Consider the following 17075-nt stretch of genomic DNA (forward strand, 5'->3'; position numbering starts at 1 on the left):
GGGCGGCTTCCGGTGCGACGGACGAAGCCCCTCGGACCGGGGCGTCGGACCACGCTCACCGTGGCGACCCCGGGCGCGACGGTACCCCCTCGCCCCCTCTCAGGACGATCAGAGCGGAGGACGCACGGTGACCCGGCGTTTCACGGCGCTCGCGGCACTGGCCGTGGTGTGCGCCGGGGTGGAAGTGGTGGCCGGGCGCGGCATGTCCCCGGCCGTGGTCTGGGACGTCGTCAACGGGGGCGGTGACGCGGCGGAACGCCACATCCTGTTTCAACTGCGCCTGCCCAGACTGCTGGTGGCCCTGTGCGCGGGAGCCTGCCTGGCCGTGGCGGGGCTGGTCCTGCAGTCCGCCCTGCGCAACCCCCTGGCCGGGCCGGAGGTGACGGGCGTGACCCCGGGGGCGGTGCTCGGCGCCGTCACCGCGACCGCCCTGGGACTCGCCGGGTGGGATTCGCCCCTGGCCGTGGTCCTCGCCGCGTGCGCGGGCGGGTGCGCCGGAGCGGCGCTGCTGTGGCTGCTCGCCGGACGCGGGCGCGGTGACCCCGCGCAGACCGCCGTGCACGGGGTGCTGGTGTCGGCGGTGCTCGGCGGGCTCACCGCCATGGTGCTGCTGGTGGAGCCGGGCGAACTCGGCAGCGTCGTGCAGTGGTTGGTGGGCACCACGGAGGGCCGCGTGTGGGAGCACTGGCACCTGCTGTGGCCCTGGGCGCTCGTCTGCGGAGCCGTGGCCTGGCTGCTGGCCGGGCCGTTGACGCTGCTGCGCTGCGGGGACGACATCGCCCTCGCCGCCGGCCTCTCCGCCCGGCGGGCCCGGACCCTGGCCCTGCTGTGCGCGGTGGCCCTGACCGCGGGCGCCGTGGCCGCCGTGGGTGCGCTGGGCTTCGTGGGGCTGCTCGTTCCGCACCTGGCCGTGGCCGTCTTCGGGGCGGATCTGCGCAGGACCCTTCCCGGTGCCGCCCTGACGGGCGCGGTGGTGGTGTGCGGGGCGGACGCGGCCGCGCAGCTGTCCTCACGGCTGCTGGCGGCGGCGTTCGACTCCGGGCGGCTCACGTTGCCGGTCGGCGCGCTCACCGCCTGCCTCGGTGCCGCGTTGCTGCTGGTCGTCGTGCGCCGCTCGCCGAGCCGCACGTTCTGAAGTCGATCTAAGGACAGAGCATGACCGTATCCGTGGGGATCCACGTCGAGAAGGTCCACTTCGGCTACCCCGGACGGCCTGTGCTGCGGGGCGTCGACCTGACCGTCCGGCCGGGCGAACTGACCGCCCTCATCGGCCTGAACGGCTGCGGCAAGTCGACCCTGCTGCGGCTGGCCGCCGGGCTGCTGCAGCCCGACGAAGGGCGCGTGCTGCTCGGCGGGGACGACCTCGCCCGGCTCTCCAGACGCGCCACGGCACGGAAGGTGGCGCTGCTGCACCAGTCCGCACCGGCGGTGCCGGGCATGACGGTGCGTCACCTCGTCCGTCAGGGACGGTACGCGGCGCGGGGCCCGCTGGGCATGCTGCGCGAGGGCGACGACCCCGTCGTGCACCGGGCGCTGCGGGACGTCGGAGTGGAGGACTGGGCCGATCGTGACGTCGACGCGCTGTCCGGGGGCGAGCGGCAGCGGGTGCGGCTCGCGATGGCGCTCGCCCAGGACACCCGGGTCCTGCTGCTCGACGAACCGACCACCTACCTGGACCTGCACCACCAGCTCGACGTGCTGCAGACCGTGGTGCGCCTGCGCGAGGAACGCGGACTCACCGTGGTGATGGTGCTGCACGACCTGGCCCATGCGGCGCGGTTCGCCGAACGCGTCGTCGCCCTGCGCGACGGCCGGGTGGTGGCCGACGGCACACCGAAGGAGGTCGTGACACCGCAGTTGCTGGCGGACGTGCTGAAGGTGGCCGGCCGGGTCGGTCAGGACCCCGAGGGCGGCTGGCCGGTGTGTTACCCAGATCACCCCCTCCCCGCTCTAGAATATGAAAATCATATTCATTAGATTGGGGCGCGGCGCTCATCCGAACGCCGTAACTCCCCGCTGATGAAGGAGAGTCCATGGACAACGAGCAGGTCTTCGCACCGATCGCCGACCCGGGCCAGCTGGCTCACGACTCGGCCTCCCACTCCAACGCGCTCGTCGAGAACCCCTTCGACGACACCGAGGAGTAAGCGAGGGCCCAGCCACCCTCGACCGTGGGCCCGCCCGATGCCTTCCGGGCGGGCCCACACCCGTCCCAGGTCCCGTCCCCAGGAGGAACCCCCGTGTCCAGCAGCCGACTAGTCCCCGGTGCCGAGGTCGTCGCCGTGCCCGGGCGAGGGCTCGCCGTCCGTACCCCGGAAGGGGAGTTCCTCAGCGTCAGGACACAGGACGCGGACGAGGAAGCCCTGCTCTCCCTGCTCACGGGAGGCACCCCGGCCCCGGTGGACGAGCGACTGGAGCGCGTGGTGCGGGCGTTCGAGGAGGCCGGCTATCTGGCCGAAGGGCCGCGGAACGTGCCGTGGCCCGCCGCTCGCCGTGACGTCCGGATCCTCGGCGACCCCGTACTCACCGAACCACTCGCCGACCACCTGCTCGCCCTGGGCGCACGGCCCCGCACGACCTCGGCCGTGACCGACACCGACACCGGCAGATCGACGGTGGGCATCGAGGACCTGCTCGACGGGAACCCCGCCGCGGTCGTGTGGTGCCTGGACGGACCCGTGCCGCACGGACTGTGGGACGCCGCGGACCGGTTGCCCGAGCACGGCGTCGCATGGCTGCGCTGCCACCGCGAGGGCTGGCAGGCGTACGTCGAGCCGGTGGCCGCCGCTCCGGGAGACGTCACCTCGGCACACATCCGGTCCCGCCGGCTCGCCGCCACCCCCGCCCACCGCGAACTGGCTGCGTACTGGAGCGGACCCCGTACCTCCGGCGCACCGGTCAGGCTCACCCTGCCCGCCGCCACCCTGCTCGCGGCCCTGCTCGCGGACGATCTCAACCGGTGGGCCACCGACGCCCCCGCTCCGGCCGGCCTCCCGGCGCGGCGCCGCCTGCGACGGGTGGACCTGCGCACGCTGACCGTCACCGAGCACCCCGCCCTCCCGGTGCCCCCCGTCGCACCGATGCCGGAGGAGCACCGATGACGGCGTTCAGCACGGCCGTCGGGGACCTCGCCACCGATGTCCGGCTCCCGGCCGGCGACGGCCCCTTCCCGGCCGTCCTGGTGCGCACCCCCTACGACCGGACCCGGCACCGGGCCGAGGCGCACGCCTGGGCCCGCCGCGGGTTCGCCGCCGTCGTCCAGGACGTGCGGGGCCGGTTCGCGTCACCGGGGCAGTGGCACCCGTACCAGAACGAGGCCGCCGACGGAGCGGCGACCGTCCGCTGGATCCGGCGGCAGACGTGGAGCGACGGCCGGCTGGTGGCCGCCGGCGCCTCCTACGCGGCCCACTGCGCCCTCGTCCTCGCCGTCGACGTGCCCGAGGACGCCCGGCCCGACGCCGTCATCGCCGCCGTACCCGCCCTCGGCCCCGCGGAGACGGCGCGTGAGGCGTCCGGCGTGGAACGGCTGCTGTCCCGCGCCGGATGGTGGGCCGCCCACGGCGACCGGCGGGACTCCGACGAGAGCACCCTGGACAAGGCCCTCGCCGCCGACCCCGGACTGCTCACCCACCTGCCGCTCGCCACCCTCCCCGAACGGCTCGGCCGCACCATGCCCTCCTGGGCGGACCTGTGGCGGCACCGCGACCGCGGCCGCCTGGTGGCGAAGGCGGCACACGCCGGTACGCCCCTGCTCGCGGTGGGCGGCCACCACGACCACTTCACCGAGGACACGGTCGCCCTGTGGCGCGCCTGGGGCGGACCCTCGGCCCGGCTGCTGCTGGGCCCCTGGGGACACTCCCTCGTCACCGCGCCCGGCCCCGACGCCGGCCCCGCCCACCGGCTGAACCTCGGCGAGCTGTACGTGCGTTGGGCCCGCCGGGCCCTCGCCGGTGAACTCGCCCCCGGCCGGCAGGGCGCCCAAGGGCTGGGCGGAGCCGGCCTGTGGCTGCCCGCCGGCACCGAGGGCGAACCGCGCACACCCCGCATGCGACTGCTGCACGGCTCCGCCTTCACCGCCGACCCCGGCCGGCCCGTCCGCTCCGACGACCTCACCGTCCCCACCGACGGCCCGCCCGACCGCTGCCTCCTGGTCACGCCGCCGCTGCCGCGCCCGCTCGACGTGGTCGGCCCCGTGCGCGTGCACCTGCGGGCCACCGCCGGCACCCCGTCCGCGGACTGGGCCGCCCGGCTCGTCGCGCTCACACCGGCGGGGACCGCCGAGCGGCTCGCCGTCGGCGTCGTCCGGTGCGCCGAACCGCCCGGTCGCCAGGCCGCGTTCACCCTCGGCCTCGGCCGGCTCGCACGCCGGCTGCCGGCCGGCACCCGGCTGCGCCTGGAGATCGCCGGCCACCACTTCCCGGCCCACGCCCGCAACCCCCACACCGGAGAGGACCCCGTGACGGCCGACCGGCTGCTCGTCTCCCGGCGGGAGGTCGACCCGGACGGCGTGGTGCTCACCCTGCCCGTGCTCCCGTCCCGCCCCACCCCCGCCGACCCCGCCGAGGAGATCCTGCGATGACGACGCTGCCGCTGGAAGCACTCGTCGACCCCGTCTGCGGCATCGTCCGCAAGGTCAAGCCCGTCGAACACCCCGCGGGCGCCCCACCCCGCTACACCGCGCTCACGGCCGAGATCTCCGACGCCCGCAGACATGGCCTGTGGCCCGCGGACCGTGTCTCCCTCGGCACCACCTTCGGCGACCCCGAGCAAGCCCGCGTCGCCGCCATAGCCGAGGGGATAGAACGGTACTGCGGCAACCGCGTACCGCCCCCCGGCCATCCCGACGCCCCCGTCCGCGCCACCGCCGCCGAACTGGCCGAGAAGGGCCTGCGGCTGTACGGCCCGGGCGACCTGCCCACGTACGCCGACTGGCAGTACGCCCGGGAGAGGTTCCCCTACCGCCCCCTCCTGCCCGACACCCCGGCCCTGTGGACGCGCGGCACCGAGTCGCTGCCCGGCGGGCGGACGACGGAGGTCTGGGCGCCCGTCGCCCTCACCCACCTCAACTGGCGCCAAGGCGCACTGCGCGCGCTGCCCCGCACCCACCACCTCAACTACGCGGGCATCGCCACCGGACAGGGCCTCGACGACGCCGCCGAACGCGGCCTGCTGGAGATCGTCGAACGCGACGCCCTGGAACTGTGGTGGCATCTGGACGGCCCGGCCCGGGGCATCGACCCGGCGAGCGTGCCCGGCCTCGCCGACGACCTCGCCGGTTGCGCCCTCGACGTCCACATCGTCGAGATGCACTCGGAGTTCGCCCCCTGCATGGCCGCGCTCGTCCACGACCCGCGCCTCGGCCTGTACGCCGCCGGGTTCGCCTGCAAGTACGACCCGGCCGAGGCCGCCCGCAAGGCCGTCCTCGAAGCCGTCCACACCTGGGTCTTCACCCAGGGCCTGACCGACCCCGGCGGCTGGGTGTTCCAGGCCGTCGAGGCCGGGCTGCTCGCCCGCGGGCTCTATCTGGAGCACCGCGCCGACGGCCGCTATCTCGACGTGTGCGGCGAACAGTTCGAGCACGTGCGGGACCTGGGGGCGCACGTACAGGTGTGGCTGGACGAGCGCATGGCGGCCGAGGCCCGGCGGTTCACCGAGCCCGCGCTCGGCACCGTGCCCGTCGACGCGGTCGAGCCCGGCAGCCGGCAGCGGCTGGAGAGCGCGCTGCGCGCGGGCGGCCACCGGGTCATGACCTTCGACCTCACCACCGAGGACGTGGCCGAGACCTCGCTGCGCGTCGCCCGGGTCCTCGTCTCCGGGCTCCTGCCCAACGCCCCGGCCGCCTTCGGGTACTTCGGCTGCCCGCGCCTCGCCGAGGCCGCCGTCGCCCGCGGCTGGCGCGCCACCCCGCCGAGCGCGCCGGAGGACTTCACGCTGGCGCCTCCGCCGCACATGTGAGGGCCGCCGTGGAAGATCTCCGCGACGTCCGTCAGGTGGACCTCGCCGCCGCCCTCGCCCGCGCCCGCTCCGCGGAGCGTCCCGGCCCCGACACGCCCGCCGGGACGGCCGTTCGGACCTGGCCGGGCCCGCCGCTCCCGATTCCGCAGGCCGGCCCGGCGGACCTCGACCTGTGTGCCCTGCTGCGTCTGTCCCTGGCGGCCTCGGACGCCTCCGGACGACTCAGGCCCGCGCCCTCCGCGGGCGCGCTGCACCCCGTGGACGCCGAACTGGTCGTGGGCGCCGGCTGCTCCCTGCCGCCCGGCCGTTACGGGTACGACCCGCTGCGCCACCGCGTCCACCACGTCGGCCTGCCCGCCGACGGCACACCGCCGGGCGTGACGGCCGAACTCTCCGTCACCGCACGGCGCACGCTGTCCCACTACGGCCACCGAGCCTGGCCCCTTCTGCTGCTGGACACCGGGCACGCCGCCGCGGCACTGTTCCTCGCGGCCCGCGCCCTGGGCACGGGCGAGCCCGAGGCACGGCTGGACGGACTCACCGAGAGCCCCTCGGCCGTCGTGCGCATCCCGCCGCCCGCGCCGCACCCGGCTGAGAGCCTCCGCCTCGTGGAACCGTCCGGAGGGACGCCCACCCCGGCGGAAATACTCGCGCGCCGCAGTACCCCGCCGCCGTTGCCGGGCGCCCCTTCCCACGACGCACTGCGGGCCGTCCTCGCCACCGCCGAACGGGCCGGCACCGGCGGCCCGTTGCGCTGGTGCGCCGCGGTCGGCCCGCCACGACCCGGCCTCCTGCACCTGGCGCCCGACGGCACAACCCTGCGGCGGTACGCGGCGGGGGAGGCCCGCCCGACGCTCGCGGCCTGGGCCGCCGGCCAGGGGTGGATCGCGGACGCGGGCGCCGTCCTGCTCGCGGTCGGCTGCCCCGCCGACGCCGACGCACAGCACATCCGCCGCACCCACCTGCGGGCCGGCTTCGCCGTCCACCTGGCCCATGTCACCGCCCGGCGCCACGGGCTGGCGGCCCGGCCCGTCGGCTCCTGGCAGCAGGCGGACCTCGGCGCCGCCCTCGGAGCCACACCGGGCCGGGACTGGGTCGTCCACGCACTGGCCCTCGGCACCCGCCCCGCCGACGAGGAGAACCCCACGTGATCGTCCACCCCGAGCTGCGCCGCGCCGCAGGACGCGCCCGGCGCCCCCTGCTGGCGGCCACCCTCCTGCAGGGCGCCGTCACCCTCACCCACCTGGCACAGGCCGCACTGCTGGCCCTAGCCCTCGCCGGCGTGGCCCGCGGCGACACCGGCCGGCTCCCGTGGCTGCTGGCCGCGGTGCTCGCCGTCGTCGGCGTCCGCGCCGGGCTCGCCGTCCGGCAGCGGCGCACCGCCACCCGTGCCGGGGCCCGGGTCAGGGTGGCCCTGCGGGACGAACTCCTCGCCCACCTGGGCCGGCTGGGGCCCGCACACCTGACCACCGCGCGGGCCGGCGCGGTCCGCACCACTCTCGTCGACGGAGTGGAGGGCGTCGACGCGTACGTCTCCCGCTACCTGCCCCAGCTCCTGATCACCCTCACCGTGCCGCCCCTGGTCCTGGCGGCCCTGGCCGCGGTCGAACCGTGGGCCCTCCTCGGCCTCGTCCCCGCCCTGCTCCTCGCCCTGGCCGGGCCGCGCGCCTGGGACCGGCTCCTCGCAGCCCGCGGCAAGGAGCACTGGGACACCTACGAAGGGCTGGGCGCCGACTACCTCGAGGCCCTCCAGGGCATGCCGGCCCTGCGCGCGGCCGGCGCGGTCGGACGCACCCGCGCACGTCTGGAGGAGCGGTCCGCGGCGCTGCACCGGGCCACCGTCGCCAAGCTGCGGGTGTCCCTCGTGGACACCGGCATCACCGACCTCGCCATCCAGGGCGGCACCGCCGCCGCCGCGCTCCTGGCCTGCTGGTCCGCCGTCACCGGATCCACCACGGCGACCGGCACCTATCTCGTGCTGCTGCTGGCCTCCGAGTCCTTCCGGCCGGTCCGCGACCTGGCCCGTGAGTGGCACGCCGGGTACCTGGGGGTGTCGGCCGCCGACGGTCTCGCGGCCCTGCGCACCGCCCAGCCCGCCGTCCCCGACACCGGAACGGCACCCGCGCACTGGCAGGAACCCCCCGAACTGCGCTTCCACGACGTCCGGTTCACCTACGACGGCGCCCCGGCGCCCGCTCTGGACGGCGTGTCCTTCACCGCGCAGCCCGGACGGACGACAGCGATCGTCGGCCCGTCCGGTGCGGGCAAGTCCACACTGCTGGCCCTGCTCCTGCGCCACCACGACCCGCAGGAGGGCGGCATCACCCTCGACGGGCGGCCCACGACCGAGTACGCGCTCGACTCGCTGCGGCAGGGCATCGCCGTCGTCTCGCAGGAGACGTACCTCTTCCACGCCACCATCGCCGACAACCTGCGTCTGGCCCGGCCGGACGCCACGGACGACGACCTGACCCGGGCGGCGCGCGTCGCCGGTGTCCACGACGAGATCGCGGCCCTGCCCGACGGCTACGCCACCGTCCTCGGTGAACGCGGTGCCACCCTCTCCGGCGGCCAGCGTCAGAGGCTCGCCCTCGCGCGGGCTCTGCTGGCCGACGCCCCGGTCCTCGTCCTCGACGAGGCCACGAGCGCGGTCGACGAACGCCGCGAGGCGGACATCGTCAGGGAACTGCTGGACGCCGCGAGCGGCCGGACCGTGCTGGTGGTCGCCCACCGGCTGGCCGCCGTCCGGCACGCCGACCGCATCGTCGTCCTCGACCGGGGACGGGTCGACGCCGTGGGCGAACACGCCGGTCTGGTCGAGGCCGGCGGCGTCTACACACGGCTCGTCGAGGCCGGCCACGCCCACCGAGGAGAACACGCCGCATGAGCACCACCGCCACCACCGACACGGCCACCACCGACACCACCGACACCACCGGCACCGGTACGACCGGCATCACCGGCACCGCCACCACGGACACCGGCGCGGACATACCCGCGCGAGGCGCGCTGCGTGCCCTCCTCCCCGCCCTCGCTGCGCAACGCGTCATGACGGCCCGCACCTGCGCCGCCGCGCTGCTCGAACAGGCCTCCCTCGTCGCGCTGCTGACCCTCGCCGCACACACCGTGGGCACCGCCGTCATCGAGGGGCGGGCCCCTTCGGCCGCCACCGTCACCGCGCTCGTCGCCCTCGTCCTCGTACGCGCCCTGATGACCTGGCGGGAGATGGACCTCTCGCACGATCTGGCCTACCGGGTGCTGGCCGCACTGCGGGTACGGGTCTTCGACGGACTCGCCCGCAGCGCGCCCGCCCGGGTCGCCGGCCGGCGCAGCGGCGACCTCGCCGCCACCGCCATGGCCGACGTGGAGGCGCTGGAGTTCTTCTACGCCCACACCACCGCCCAACTCCTGGCGTCCGGCACGGTCCTCACCGGCGGTTCCGTCGTCCTCGCCACGGTCGAGCCGTGGCTGCTGGCGGCCGTGCTGCCGGTCGCGGCCCTGCTCGCCGTGGCGCCCTTCGCCGAGGCACGCGCCCGCGCAGCGCGCGGCTCCCGCACCCGCACGGCCATGGCGGCGCTGTCGGCCGACACGGTGGAGGCCGTCGACGGGCTGCGCGAACTGCTCGCCTTCGGCGCTCTGCGGGAGCAGCGCCGCAAGCTCGCCGAGCGGGGACGCCAGGTGGGCGACGCCCAACGCGCCGAGGCCACCTGGGAGGCCGTCGCGGCCGCGGCCCGCGACCTCCTCATCGTGGCGGCGGTCCTCGGCGTGGTCGCGGCGGCGGCACAGTCGGTGACCTCCGGGCGGCTGCACGGCGCGTGGGCCCCGGCGGCGATGGCCCTGGCCCTGTCCGTCCTCGGCCCCGTCGCGGAATCGGCCCGCGCCGTGAGTCAGGCCGTGGCGCTGCGCGCCGCCGCCTCCCGCGTCGGCGCGGCCGTCAAGGCCCCCGCTCTCGCCCCGCCGCCCGCCGCACCCCGCGCGCTGCCGCCCGGACCGCTGGGCGTCCGGCTGCACCGGCTGCGCTTCGACTACGGAGGACGGCCCGTGCTGGACGGCGTCGAGCTGACCGTCCCTCCGGGCCGGACACTCGCCCTGGTCGGTGCCTCAGGCGCCGGCAAATCGACCTGCGCCCACCTGCTGGCCCGGTTCTGGGACCCTTCCGCGGGCGCGGTGCAACTGATACCCGCCCATGGCGAACCCGTGGACGTGCGGGAGGTGAGCGACGCGGAACTGCGGCGCGCGGTGGTGCTGGTGGGACAGGACACGCCGCTCTTCCACGGCACCCTCGCCGAGAACCTGCGGCTTGCCGCACCCGAGGCCGACGACCAGGCGCTGGCCGAGGCGGCACGGCGGTGCGGCGTCGACCGGACAGCCCCGATGGACACCCTCGTCGGAGAACGCGGCGCCACGCTCTCCGGTGGTCAGAGGGCACGTATCGCCCTGGCCCGGGCGTTGCTGGTCCGGCCGCGAGTCCTGGTACTCGACGAGTCGACCGCCCACCTGGACAACACCGGCGACGCCGAACTCGCCGCCGCGCTGCAGGAGGAGGGGCGCACGACGATCGTCATCGCACACCGCCCGGCCACCATCCGCCGCGCCGACCGCATCGCCGTCCTCGAGAACGGCCGCATCACGGAAGAGGGAACCTGGGAGGAACTCACGAGCAGCCCCGGCAGTGCACTCAACCGCGTCCTCGCCACCACCCCGTCCTGAGGTCCGGAAAGGGAAATGCACCCCTTCTGGAAGGGGTGCATTTCCTTGCGTGCGGTAAGCAGCGGAGCTGTGCTGGATCACGGCCCCGTCGTGGCGGTGAGGGGCTCGTGCTCGTGCGCGCAGACCTCGTCGAAGCCGTAGGTGTCCCAGGCGGGGAAGGGGTCGGAGCGGGGAAGCCGCTCGTCCTCCCGCATGAGGCAGTCGGCCAGGGCCGCTCCCAAGGACACGGCGTTCAGCTGGGTGCCGATGAACACGAGTTCCTGGGCGTACGGACTGTCGGCGTCACGCGCGAAAGACGGCTCGAAGCGTGCTACCGAGCCGGCCTGGGACCACAGCCCCGTCACCCGAGGGCGACTGGCGAGCGTGAAGAAGCCCTTGGACCTGAGCACCTGTCCGTGGGCACCGCTGTCGAGCGACTCCGTCACGAACGTCCACAGCCGCCCCGGGTGGAAGGGCGTTGCGGACCGGAAGACGGTCGAGGAGATGCCGTACTCCTCGGTCTCGGGGACGTGGTCGCCGTTGAGTTCCCTGACCCAGCCAGGAGCCTGCTGCGCCCGCTCCAGATCGAAGAGGCCGGTACCGAGGACCTCGCCGACCGGGACGCGGCCCCGTACCGCCGGAACCACGCGGGCGGCGGGGTTGAGCCGGGAGAGGGTGGCCCGCAGCCGGTCGGCGGACGCGGCGTCGACGAGGTCGAGCTTGTTGAGGACGATGACATCGGCGAACTCGATCTGGTCCATCAGCAGGTCGCTGACCGTGCGTTCGTCGTCCTCGTACTGATCCAGACCCCGTTCGACCAGTTCGTCACCGCCGGCCAGCTCGGGCAGGAAGTCGGCGGCGTCCACGACCGTGACCATCGTGTCCAGGCGCGCCAGTTCGCCGAGGGCGGCGCCGTCGTCGCGGGTGAAGGCGAACGTGGCGGCCACCGGCATGGGCTCCGAGATCCCGGAGGACTCGATGAGGAGGTAGTCGAAACGTCCCTCGCGCGCCAGCCGGTCCACCTCCACCAGCAGATCGTCGCGCAGGGTGCAGCAGATGCACCCGTTGGTCATCTCGACCAGGCGTTCCTCGGTGCGCGACAGGGCTGCCTCGCCGCCGCGCACCAGGGCGGCGTCGATGTTGATCTCGCTCATGTCGTTGACGATGACGGCGACGCGCAAGCCCTCACGGTTTCGGAGGACATGGTTGAGCAGAGTGGTCTTGCCGGCTCCGAGGAACCCCGACAGAACGGTGACGGGCAGGCGCGCAGAGGGGGCGTGGGTCATGCGGGGTCAGCCCTCGGGCCGGAGCAGGCCACGCTCGTACGCCTTGGCCAGCCGCTGGGGGACGCGGTACGGCACCCCGTCCACCGTGACGGTGACCAACTGCGGCGTGACCGCCTTCCACTGCGCGCGACGGTGACGGGTGTTGCTGCGCGACATCTTGCGCTTGGGCACGGCCATGGGGACCTCCGGTGTGAAGCGTGCGGGAACCGGAGCCAGACTGTACATGAAAATGGATGTCATTACGATCGCGGCCGAGCCCCTCAGCCTTGTGTCGCTGTCTCCCGGAAACGGGCCGCCAGTTCGCTGCGTGAGCGGATGCCGAGCTTGGAGTAGATGTTGGTGAGGTGGTACTGGACGGTCTTGACGGAGATGAACAGCTCCACGGCTGCCTGCTGGTTGGTCGCGCCGTCCGCCACCAGGCGGGCGACGGCTTGTTCCTGCGGGGTGAGCCGGGAGATCCCAGGGGTGAGGCGGGCGGCGTGCAGGCCGCCCGCCTTGAGTTCGCGGTCGCAGCGCTCGACGTAGGTGCGGGCGCCCAGCGCGGCGTAGGTGTCGCGCGCGTTCCTCAGGACGGTGTCGGCGTCGCGGCGCTTGCCGGCGCGGCGCAAGGTCTGTCCGTAGGCGAAGTTGACCCCCGCGCGGTCGTAGGCGAGGGGCAGGCGTTCGAGGTGGGTGAGGGCCTGCTCGAATACCCGGCGTGCGCCGTCGATGTCGCCCTGGGCGGCGGTGAGCCGGCCGCGGGCGATGCCGAGGCGGGCCATGGCGGAACGGCGGGCGCGACGGGCGGCCAGGTCCTCGTGCGGGGCGAGGAAGGCGTCGGCCTCGTCGAGGCGGCCGGTCATTACGAGGGCGTTGGCGTACACGTCGGGCCAGGGCCAGTAACCGGGTTCGTCGATCGACCGCCGCTGCGGCAGGTGGACGACCGGTGACAGGGCTTCCACCACGCGTTCGTAGTCGCCCCGGGCCTCGGCGACCTGGGCGCGGGCCAGGCAGGACGGGATCAGCATGACCTCGTAGTGGTGCGGGGCGGCGACGGCCTGGCTCACATGGTCCTCGGCCGCGTCCCAGTCGCCCCGCAGGGCGTGGAGCTGGGCGCCGGTCCAGTGCACCAGCGGGCGCACCAGCTCGATGCGGACCTCCGTGAGGCGGACGGCGGCTCGCTGCACGGTCTCCAGAGCGTCCGGCCAGGACCCGAGCGCGAACTGGGTACGCGCCAGCCACGCCTGGGCCCACAGGGAGATACGCGTCGAGCCCATCCGGTAGACGGCCGGTACGGCCGCCTCCAGTCTCCGGCGGGCGGCTTCCGGCGCGTCGTGCGCGAGGTCGACCCAGCCGCGGCCCAGCTGGAAGCGCTGGGGCTGGGCGCCGCCGGGAAGCTTGGACGCGGCAGCCTCGTAGGCGACCAGGGCTTCGTCGGGTCGGCCCGTCATGGCCAGGCCGAGGCCGAGTACGGCTTCCGACTCGACGGCCGAGGGGTGGTCCGGGTCCGCCAGCTCGATGGCACGGCGCGCCCAGTGGACGAGGTCGTGTCCGTCGAACCGGCCGAGCGCGTGCAGGACGCGCCGCTGGCAGATCCGGGCCATCAGGTCGGCGTGGCGCTCCGGGTCGCAGCGCTCCCATGCCTGGGCCAGGAAGGTGTCGGCCTCGGCCGGACGGCCGCGCATGATGGCCAGATAACCGAGGACCACGTCCCGCAGGATGTCCGCGGGGAAGCTCTCCAGTTCCGGCGCGAACGCGGTGGCCTGCGGCACGTCGCCGGCACCGATCATCGCGTCGACGGCACGAAGCAGCCGGTCCTCGCGTGTGGCTCGTCCGGTGCTCAGACGGCCGGCCCGCACCAGGACATCGGCCACGGCGGACCACTCACCGGCCGAGGCCCGTTCGGCGGCGTACGCCTCGAGTTCGTCGGCGAGCGCGTCGTCCCCCGTCCCGGCGGCGGCCACCCGGTGGGCCAGCCGGCTGCCGCGGTCCGTGGTGACCTCGGCGGCGCGGTGGTGCAACTCGGCGCGGCGGGCGAGCGGGACACCGGTGAGGACGGCGGCCCGGACCAGGGGATGGGTGAACGACAGTTTGGTGCGTCCTGGGTCGACGGTTGCGGTGAGCAGCCCCGCTCTCCGTGCCTCGTCGACCGCGGGCAGCGATTCGCCGACGCCGGCCAGTTCCGAGGCTTCAGCGAGTGAGGCGTCGTCGCCCAGGACGGAGCACGCCTCCACCAGACGGCGGGCGGCATCACCGCACCGGTCGAGCCGGTGGCGGACGGCCGCCGCATAGCGGGCCGGCGCGGGCAGTTCGGGCCGCCAGTCGTGCCAGGTCTCGCGGGGCAGCTCACGGAGAAGCTGCGTGACGTGCCCGGGGTTGCCCAGCGTGTGGCGGCACAGATGGCGGGCCGCCGGCAGATCCAGGGTGAGGCCGTGGACCTCGCGCGCGATGGTCCGGACATCCTCGGCGGTGAGGGGCCCGGGACTCACGGAGACGTCCCGGCAGGCGTCGAGGAACTCCAGGGTGCGGAGCGCCGGCAGTGGCAGCTCCTCGGACGTGCCGCGCGTGTCGTACAGCTCGTACGGTTCGTCCCGCGCCACCAACAGGACCAGCACCCGCTCGTCCGACATCCGGCGCACCGCCGACCGGATGGCACGCAGGCTCTCCGCGTCGGCCCACTGGGCGTCCTCGACGATCACGGCCAGCGGTGCGGCCGCCTGCGCCGCCGCCCACTGGCGGTGCAGGATCCGGGAGGTGTCGAGCACGGCGTCCGGTGCGGTCGGCTCGGGCAGGGCGGCGCCGGGGGCGTTTCCGCCGCCGTGGGCGCCGAGGCGGACGAGTTGGTCGGCCACGCCGAGCGGCAGGTCCGACTCCCACGAGACGCCGGTGACCCGCAGCACGTGGAGCGCGGGCTCCTCGGAGCGGAGACGCTGCGCCTCCAGGGCCGTATCCACCAGGGCCGTCTTGCCGATGCCGGCCGGTCCCTCGACCAGCACCAGCGCGGGATGCCCCGCGCACGCGGAACCGATCGAGCGGGACAGCGCGGCGATCTCACCGGCCCGCCCGATCAGGCTTCGCTGCAGCTCAGGACGGTCACTCATGTGCCAGCACGCTAGCACCGCCGACGGTCGGGGCCCCGGGGGCGAAGGCCGGCAGAACGCCGAGCGACAGGCCGAGCGGGAGCAGGCACAGGGTGGCCGCGTCGGGGACGCCGGATCGGTCTGAGCGGACGGGGGTTGCTCCGCTGCCCGGCCGTGGAGTGGCGTGAAGGGGGGAGGCCGGGCGGCGCTGTGTGAGGAGATCTGCATCGACAAGGCGGGGACAGCAGGCGGGGACGGGAGCGGAGGTCAGCCGAGGTCGCCTCCGGCCACGGGGAGCACCGTGCCGGTGATGTAGGACGCCTCGTCTGAGGCGAGGAAACAGATCGCCGCCGCCTGCTCCTCGAGCGTGCCGTACCGCTTGAGCAGGGAGGAGGCGAGCGTCTGGTCGATGTGGGCCTGGAACCATTCCTTCTCCCGCGCCGTCCGCGGTGCCGGGGTGCCCCGGGAGATCCGGCGCGGGGGTGCCTCGGTGCCGCCTGGAGCCGTCGCGACCACGCGGATCCCGGCGTCCGCGCACTCGAAGGCGAGGGACGCGGTGAGGGCGTTGATGCCGCCCTTGGCCGCCGAGTACGGGATGCGGTGGATGCCGCGGGTCGCGCACGAGGACACGTTGACGATCACCCCGTGCTCCTGCCGCGTCATCGACGGCAGCACCGCGCGGCAGGACCACAGCGTCGTCAGCAGCGAGCGGGTGATCTCCGCCTGGATCTCCTCGGCGGTGAACTCGGTGAACGGCTTGAAGTTGATCGCCCCGCCGACGTTGTTGACCAGGACGTCGATCCGGCCGTGGTGCTCCAGGGCGGACGCCGTGGCCGCCTCCGCCTCCGTGTAGGACTCGAGGTCGGCGGTGACGGAGTGCGCGCCCAGTCCCGCGGCGGCCTCGTGCACCAGCTCGGACCGGTCGACGAGGGTCAGCTCGGCAGACTCGGCGGACAGGCGGCGGGCGACCGCGAGGCCGATGCCCTGGGCAGCGCCGGTGACCACCACCTTCTTCCCGGCGAAGCGGTCCGCGTGGACGATGGTCGCGCTCATGCCGCCTCCGCCGTCGCCCGCGCTGCGGCCGGGGTGAACTTCTCGTAGTGGAAGCTCGCCGGGGTCACGCCGAGGGAGGTGATGTGGCCGCGTACGGCCTCGACCATGGCGGGCGGGCCGCACAGGTAGACGTCCACGTCGCCCTCGTGGAGGGTGCCGGCGTCCATGAGCCCGGTCACGAACCCCTTGTTGCGGGCGGTGCTGGACGGGTCGGCGACGCAGTGGTCGAAGGTGAGGCCGGGGACGACCTCCGCGTAGTCCTCCAGGGTGTCCAGGTGGACGAGGTCCTGGTCGGTGGTGACGCCGTAGAGCAGGTGGACCGGATGGGCGGGCGGCTGCTGGGTCATCCGCTCCAGCATCGACAGCAGGGGCGCCAGACCGGTTCCGCCGGCCAGCAGCAGGCTGGGGCGGGTGAGTTCGCGCAGGTAGAAGCTGCCCATCGGGCCGGTGAACTCCAGGCGGTCGCCGGTCCGGGCGCGCTCGGTGAGGTAGCCGGACATCGCCCCGCCCGGCACGATCCGCACCAGGAAGGAGACCTGCCGCTGGTTCGGGCCGGAGCTGAAGGAGTACGAGCGGGACTGATCGGTGCCCGGCACGGCGATGTTGACGTACTGGCCCGGAAGGAAGTCCAGTGCCTCCCGGTCGTCGACGTCGAGGGTGAACTCGACGGTGGTCGCGGAGTCGTGCTTGATGTCGACGACCGTGGCGGTGTGGGTCGCGGCTCCCGTCTTCGCGGCGAGGGAGGAGGACGGGATGCGCAGCACGAGGTCGCTCTGCGGGGTCATCTGGCAGGGCAGGCAGTAGCCGGCCGCGGCCTCGTCGTCGGACAGCGCCTCCTCGATGTAGTCGCCGCCGTCGTAACTGCCGGACTCGCACAGCGACTTGCAGGTCCCGCAGGCGCCGTCGCGGCAGTCGAGGGGGATGTTGATGCGGGCCTTGTAGGAGGCTTCGGCGACGGTCTCGTCCGGGCGGCACTCGACGAAGCGGGTGATGCCGTCCTCGAAGTTCAGGGCAACGTGGAAGGACATACGGG

14 protein-coding genes are annotated in these 17075 nt (G+C 74.5%); 9 read left to right on the top strand and 5 right to left on the bottom strand.

Annotated elements, in window-relative coordinates:
• The first annotated feature begins 127 nt into the window (after positions 1 to 127).
• The 9 genes from AB0412_RS05580 to AB0412_RS05620 all read left to right on the top strand — a co-directional run bounded on the left by AB0412_RS05580 (position 128) and on the right by AB0412_RS05620 (position 10665).
• On the top strand, positions 128 to 1135 hold the full coding sequence (locus tag AB0412_RS05580; RefSeq protein WP_366401172.1) for an iron ABC transporter permease: 1008 nt from the start codon (positions 128 to 130) through the stop codon (positions 1133 to 1135).
• 20 nt (positions 1136 to 1155) lie between these two features.
• Positions 1156 to 1977, top strand: a complete 822-nt coding sequence (locus AB0412_RS05585; protein WP_366401173.1) for an ABC transporter ATP-binding protein — start codon at positions 1156 to 1158, stop codon at positions 1975 to 1977.
• Positions 1978 to 2033: 56 nt separating this feature from the next.
• Positions 2034 to 2147, top strand: a complete 114-nt coding sequence (gene amiA, locus AB0412_RS05590) for a streptamidine family RiPP (RefSeq protein WP_240661371.1) — start codon at positions 2034 to 2036, stop codon at positions 2145 to 2147.
• Between the two features lie 93 nt (positions 2148 to 2240).
• The gene (locus AB0412_RS05595) at positions 2241 to 3101 is read left to right on the top strand and encodes a hypothetical protein (protein WP_366401174.1); all 861 of its coding nucleotides are present in this window, start codon (positions 2241 to 2243) and stop codon (positions 3099 to 3101) included.
• Positions 3098 to 4579 (top strand): CocE/NonD family hydrolase, encoded by a 1482-nt coding sequence (locus AB0412_RS05600; RefSeq protein WP_366401175.1) that lies wholly within the window; start codon positions 3098 to 3100, stop codon positions 4577 to 4579. The genes AB0412_RS05595 and AB0412_RS05600 overlap by 4 nt, the downstream gene beginning before the upstream one ends.
• Complete coding sequence (locus AB0412_RS05605; protein WP_366401176.1) at positions 4576 to 5955, top strand: YcaO-like family protein; 1380 nt, start codon at positions 4576 to 4578, stop codon at positions 5953 to 5955. Before AB0412_RS05600 ends, AB0412_RS05605 begins: the two co-directional genes overlap by 4 nt.
• A gap of 8 nt (positions 5956 to 5963) precedes the next feature.
• The gene (locus tag AB0412_RS05610) at positions 5964 to 7106 is read left to right on the top strand and encodes a SagB/ThcOx family dehydrogenase (protein WP_366401177.1); all 1143 of its coding nucleotides are present in this window, start codon (positions 5964 to 5966) and stop codon (positions 7104 to 7106) included.
• The gene (locus AB0412_RS05615; RefSeq protein ID WP_366401178.1) at positions 7103 to 8842 is read left to right on the top strand and encodes an ATP-binding cassette domain-containing protein; all 1740 of its coding nucleotides are present in this window, start codon (positions 7103 to 7105) and stop codon (positions 8840 to 8842) included. Before AB0412_RS05610 ends, AB0412_RS05615 begins: the two co-directional genes overlap by 4 nt.
• Positions 8839 to 10665 (top strand): ABC transporter ATP-binding protein, encoded by a 1827-nt coding sequence (locus tag AB0412_RS05620; RefSeq protein WP_366401179.1) that lies wholly within the window; start codon positions 8839 to 8841, stop codon positions 10663 to 10665. The genes AB0412_RS05615 and AB0412_RS05620 overlap by 4 nt, the downstream gene beginning before the upstream one ends.
• A gap of 77 nt (positions 10666 to 10742) precedes the next feature.
• On the opposite strand, the gene AB0412_RS05625 is transcribed toward AB0412_RS05620, so the two are convergent.
• The 5 genes from AB0412_RS05625 to benC all read right to left on the bottom strand — a co-directional run bounded on the left by AB0412_RS05625 (position 10743) and on the right by benC (position 17070).
• Positions 10743 to 11930 (bottom strand): GTP-binding protein, encoded by a 1188-nt coding sequence (locus AB0412_RS05625; protein ID WP_366401180.1) that lies wholly within the window; start codon positions 11928 to 11930, stop codon positions 10743 to 10745.
• Between the two features lie 6 nt (positions 11931 to 11936).
• Positions 11937 to 12107, bottom strand: a complete 171-nt coding sequence (gene rpmF, locus AB0412_RS05630) for a 50S ribosomal protein L32 (RefSeq protein ID WP_027733907.1) — start codon at positions 12105 to 12107, stop codon at positions 11937 to 11939.
• An 83-nt stretch (positions 12108 to 12190) separates the two neighbouring features.
• Positions 12191 to 15010 (bottom strand): AAA family ATPase, encoded by a 2820-nt coding sequence (locus AB0412_RS05635; protein WP_366401181.1) that lies wholly within the window; start codon positions 15008 to 15010, stop codon positions 12191 to 12193.
• A gap of 246 nt (positions 15011 to 15256) precedes the next feature.
• A complete protein-coding gene (gene benD, locus AB0412_RS05640; protein WP_366401182.1) occupies positions 15257 to 16042 on the bottom strand; it encodes a benzoate diol dehydrogenase BenD in 786 nt (261 codons plus the stop codon).
• Positions 16039 to 17070: a benzoate 1,2-dioxygenase electron transfer component BenC gene (gene benC / locus AB0412_RS05645; protein WP_366401183.1), complete on the bottom strand. Its 1032-nt coding sequence runs from the start codon at positions 17068 to 17070 to the stop codon at positions 16039 to 16041. Before benC ends, benD begins: the two co-directional genes overlap by 4 nt.
• Positions 17071 to 17075 lie beyond the last annotated feature (5 nt).

Source organism: Streptomyces sp. NPDC052012 (assembly GCF_040689265.1).
GTDB lineage: Bacteria > Actinomycetota > Actinomycetes > Streptomycetales > Streptomycetaceae > Streptomyces.

Coding starts and splice junctions, on each gene's coding strand:
- AB0412_RS05600 (WP_366401175.1), top strand. CDS start 3,098: ATGACGGCGTTCAGCACGGCCGTCGGGGACCTCGCCACCGATGTCCGG.
- rpmF (WP_027733907.1), bottom strand. CDS start 12,107: ATGGCCGTGCCCAAGCGCAAGATGTCGCGCAGCAACACCCGTCACCGT.
- AB0412_RS05620 (WP_366401179.1), top strand. CDS start 8,839: ATGAGCACCACCGCCACCACCGACACGGCCACCACCGACACCACCGAC.
- AB0412_RS05625 (WP_366401180.1), bottom strand. CDS start 11,930: ATGACCCACGCCCCCTCTGCGCGCCTGCCCGTCACCGTTCTGTCGGGG.
- amiA (WP_240661371.1), top strand. CDS start 2,034: ATGGACAACGAGCAGGTCTTCGCACCGATCGCCGACCCGGGCCAGCTG.
- AB0412_RS05605 (WP_366401176.1), top strand. CDS start 4,576: ATGACGACGCTGCCGCTGGAAGCACTCGTCGACCCCGTCTGCGGCATC.
- AB0412_RS05585 (WP_366401173.1), top strand. CDS start 1,156: ATGACCGTATCCGTGGGGATCCACGTCGAGAAGGTCCACTTCGGCTAC.
- benD (WP_366401182.1), bottom strand. CDS start 16,042: ATGAGCGCGACCATCGTCCACGCGGACCGCTTCGCCGGGAAGAAGGTG.
- AB0412_RS05635 (WP_366401181.1), bottom strand. CDS start 15,010: ATGAGTGACCGTCCTGAGCTGCAGCGAAGCCTGATCGGGCGGGCCGGT.
- benC (WP_366401183.1), bottom strand. CDS start 17,070: ATGTCCTTCCACGTTGCCCTGAACTTCGAGGACGGCATCACCCGCTTC.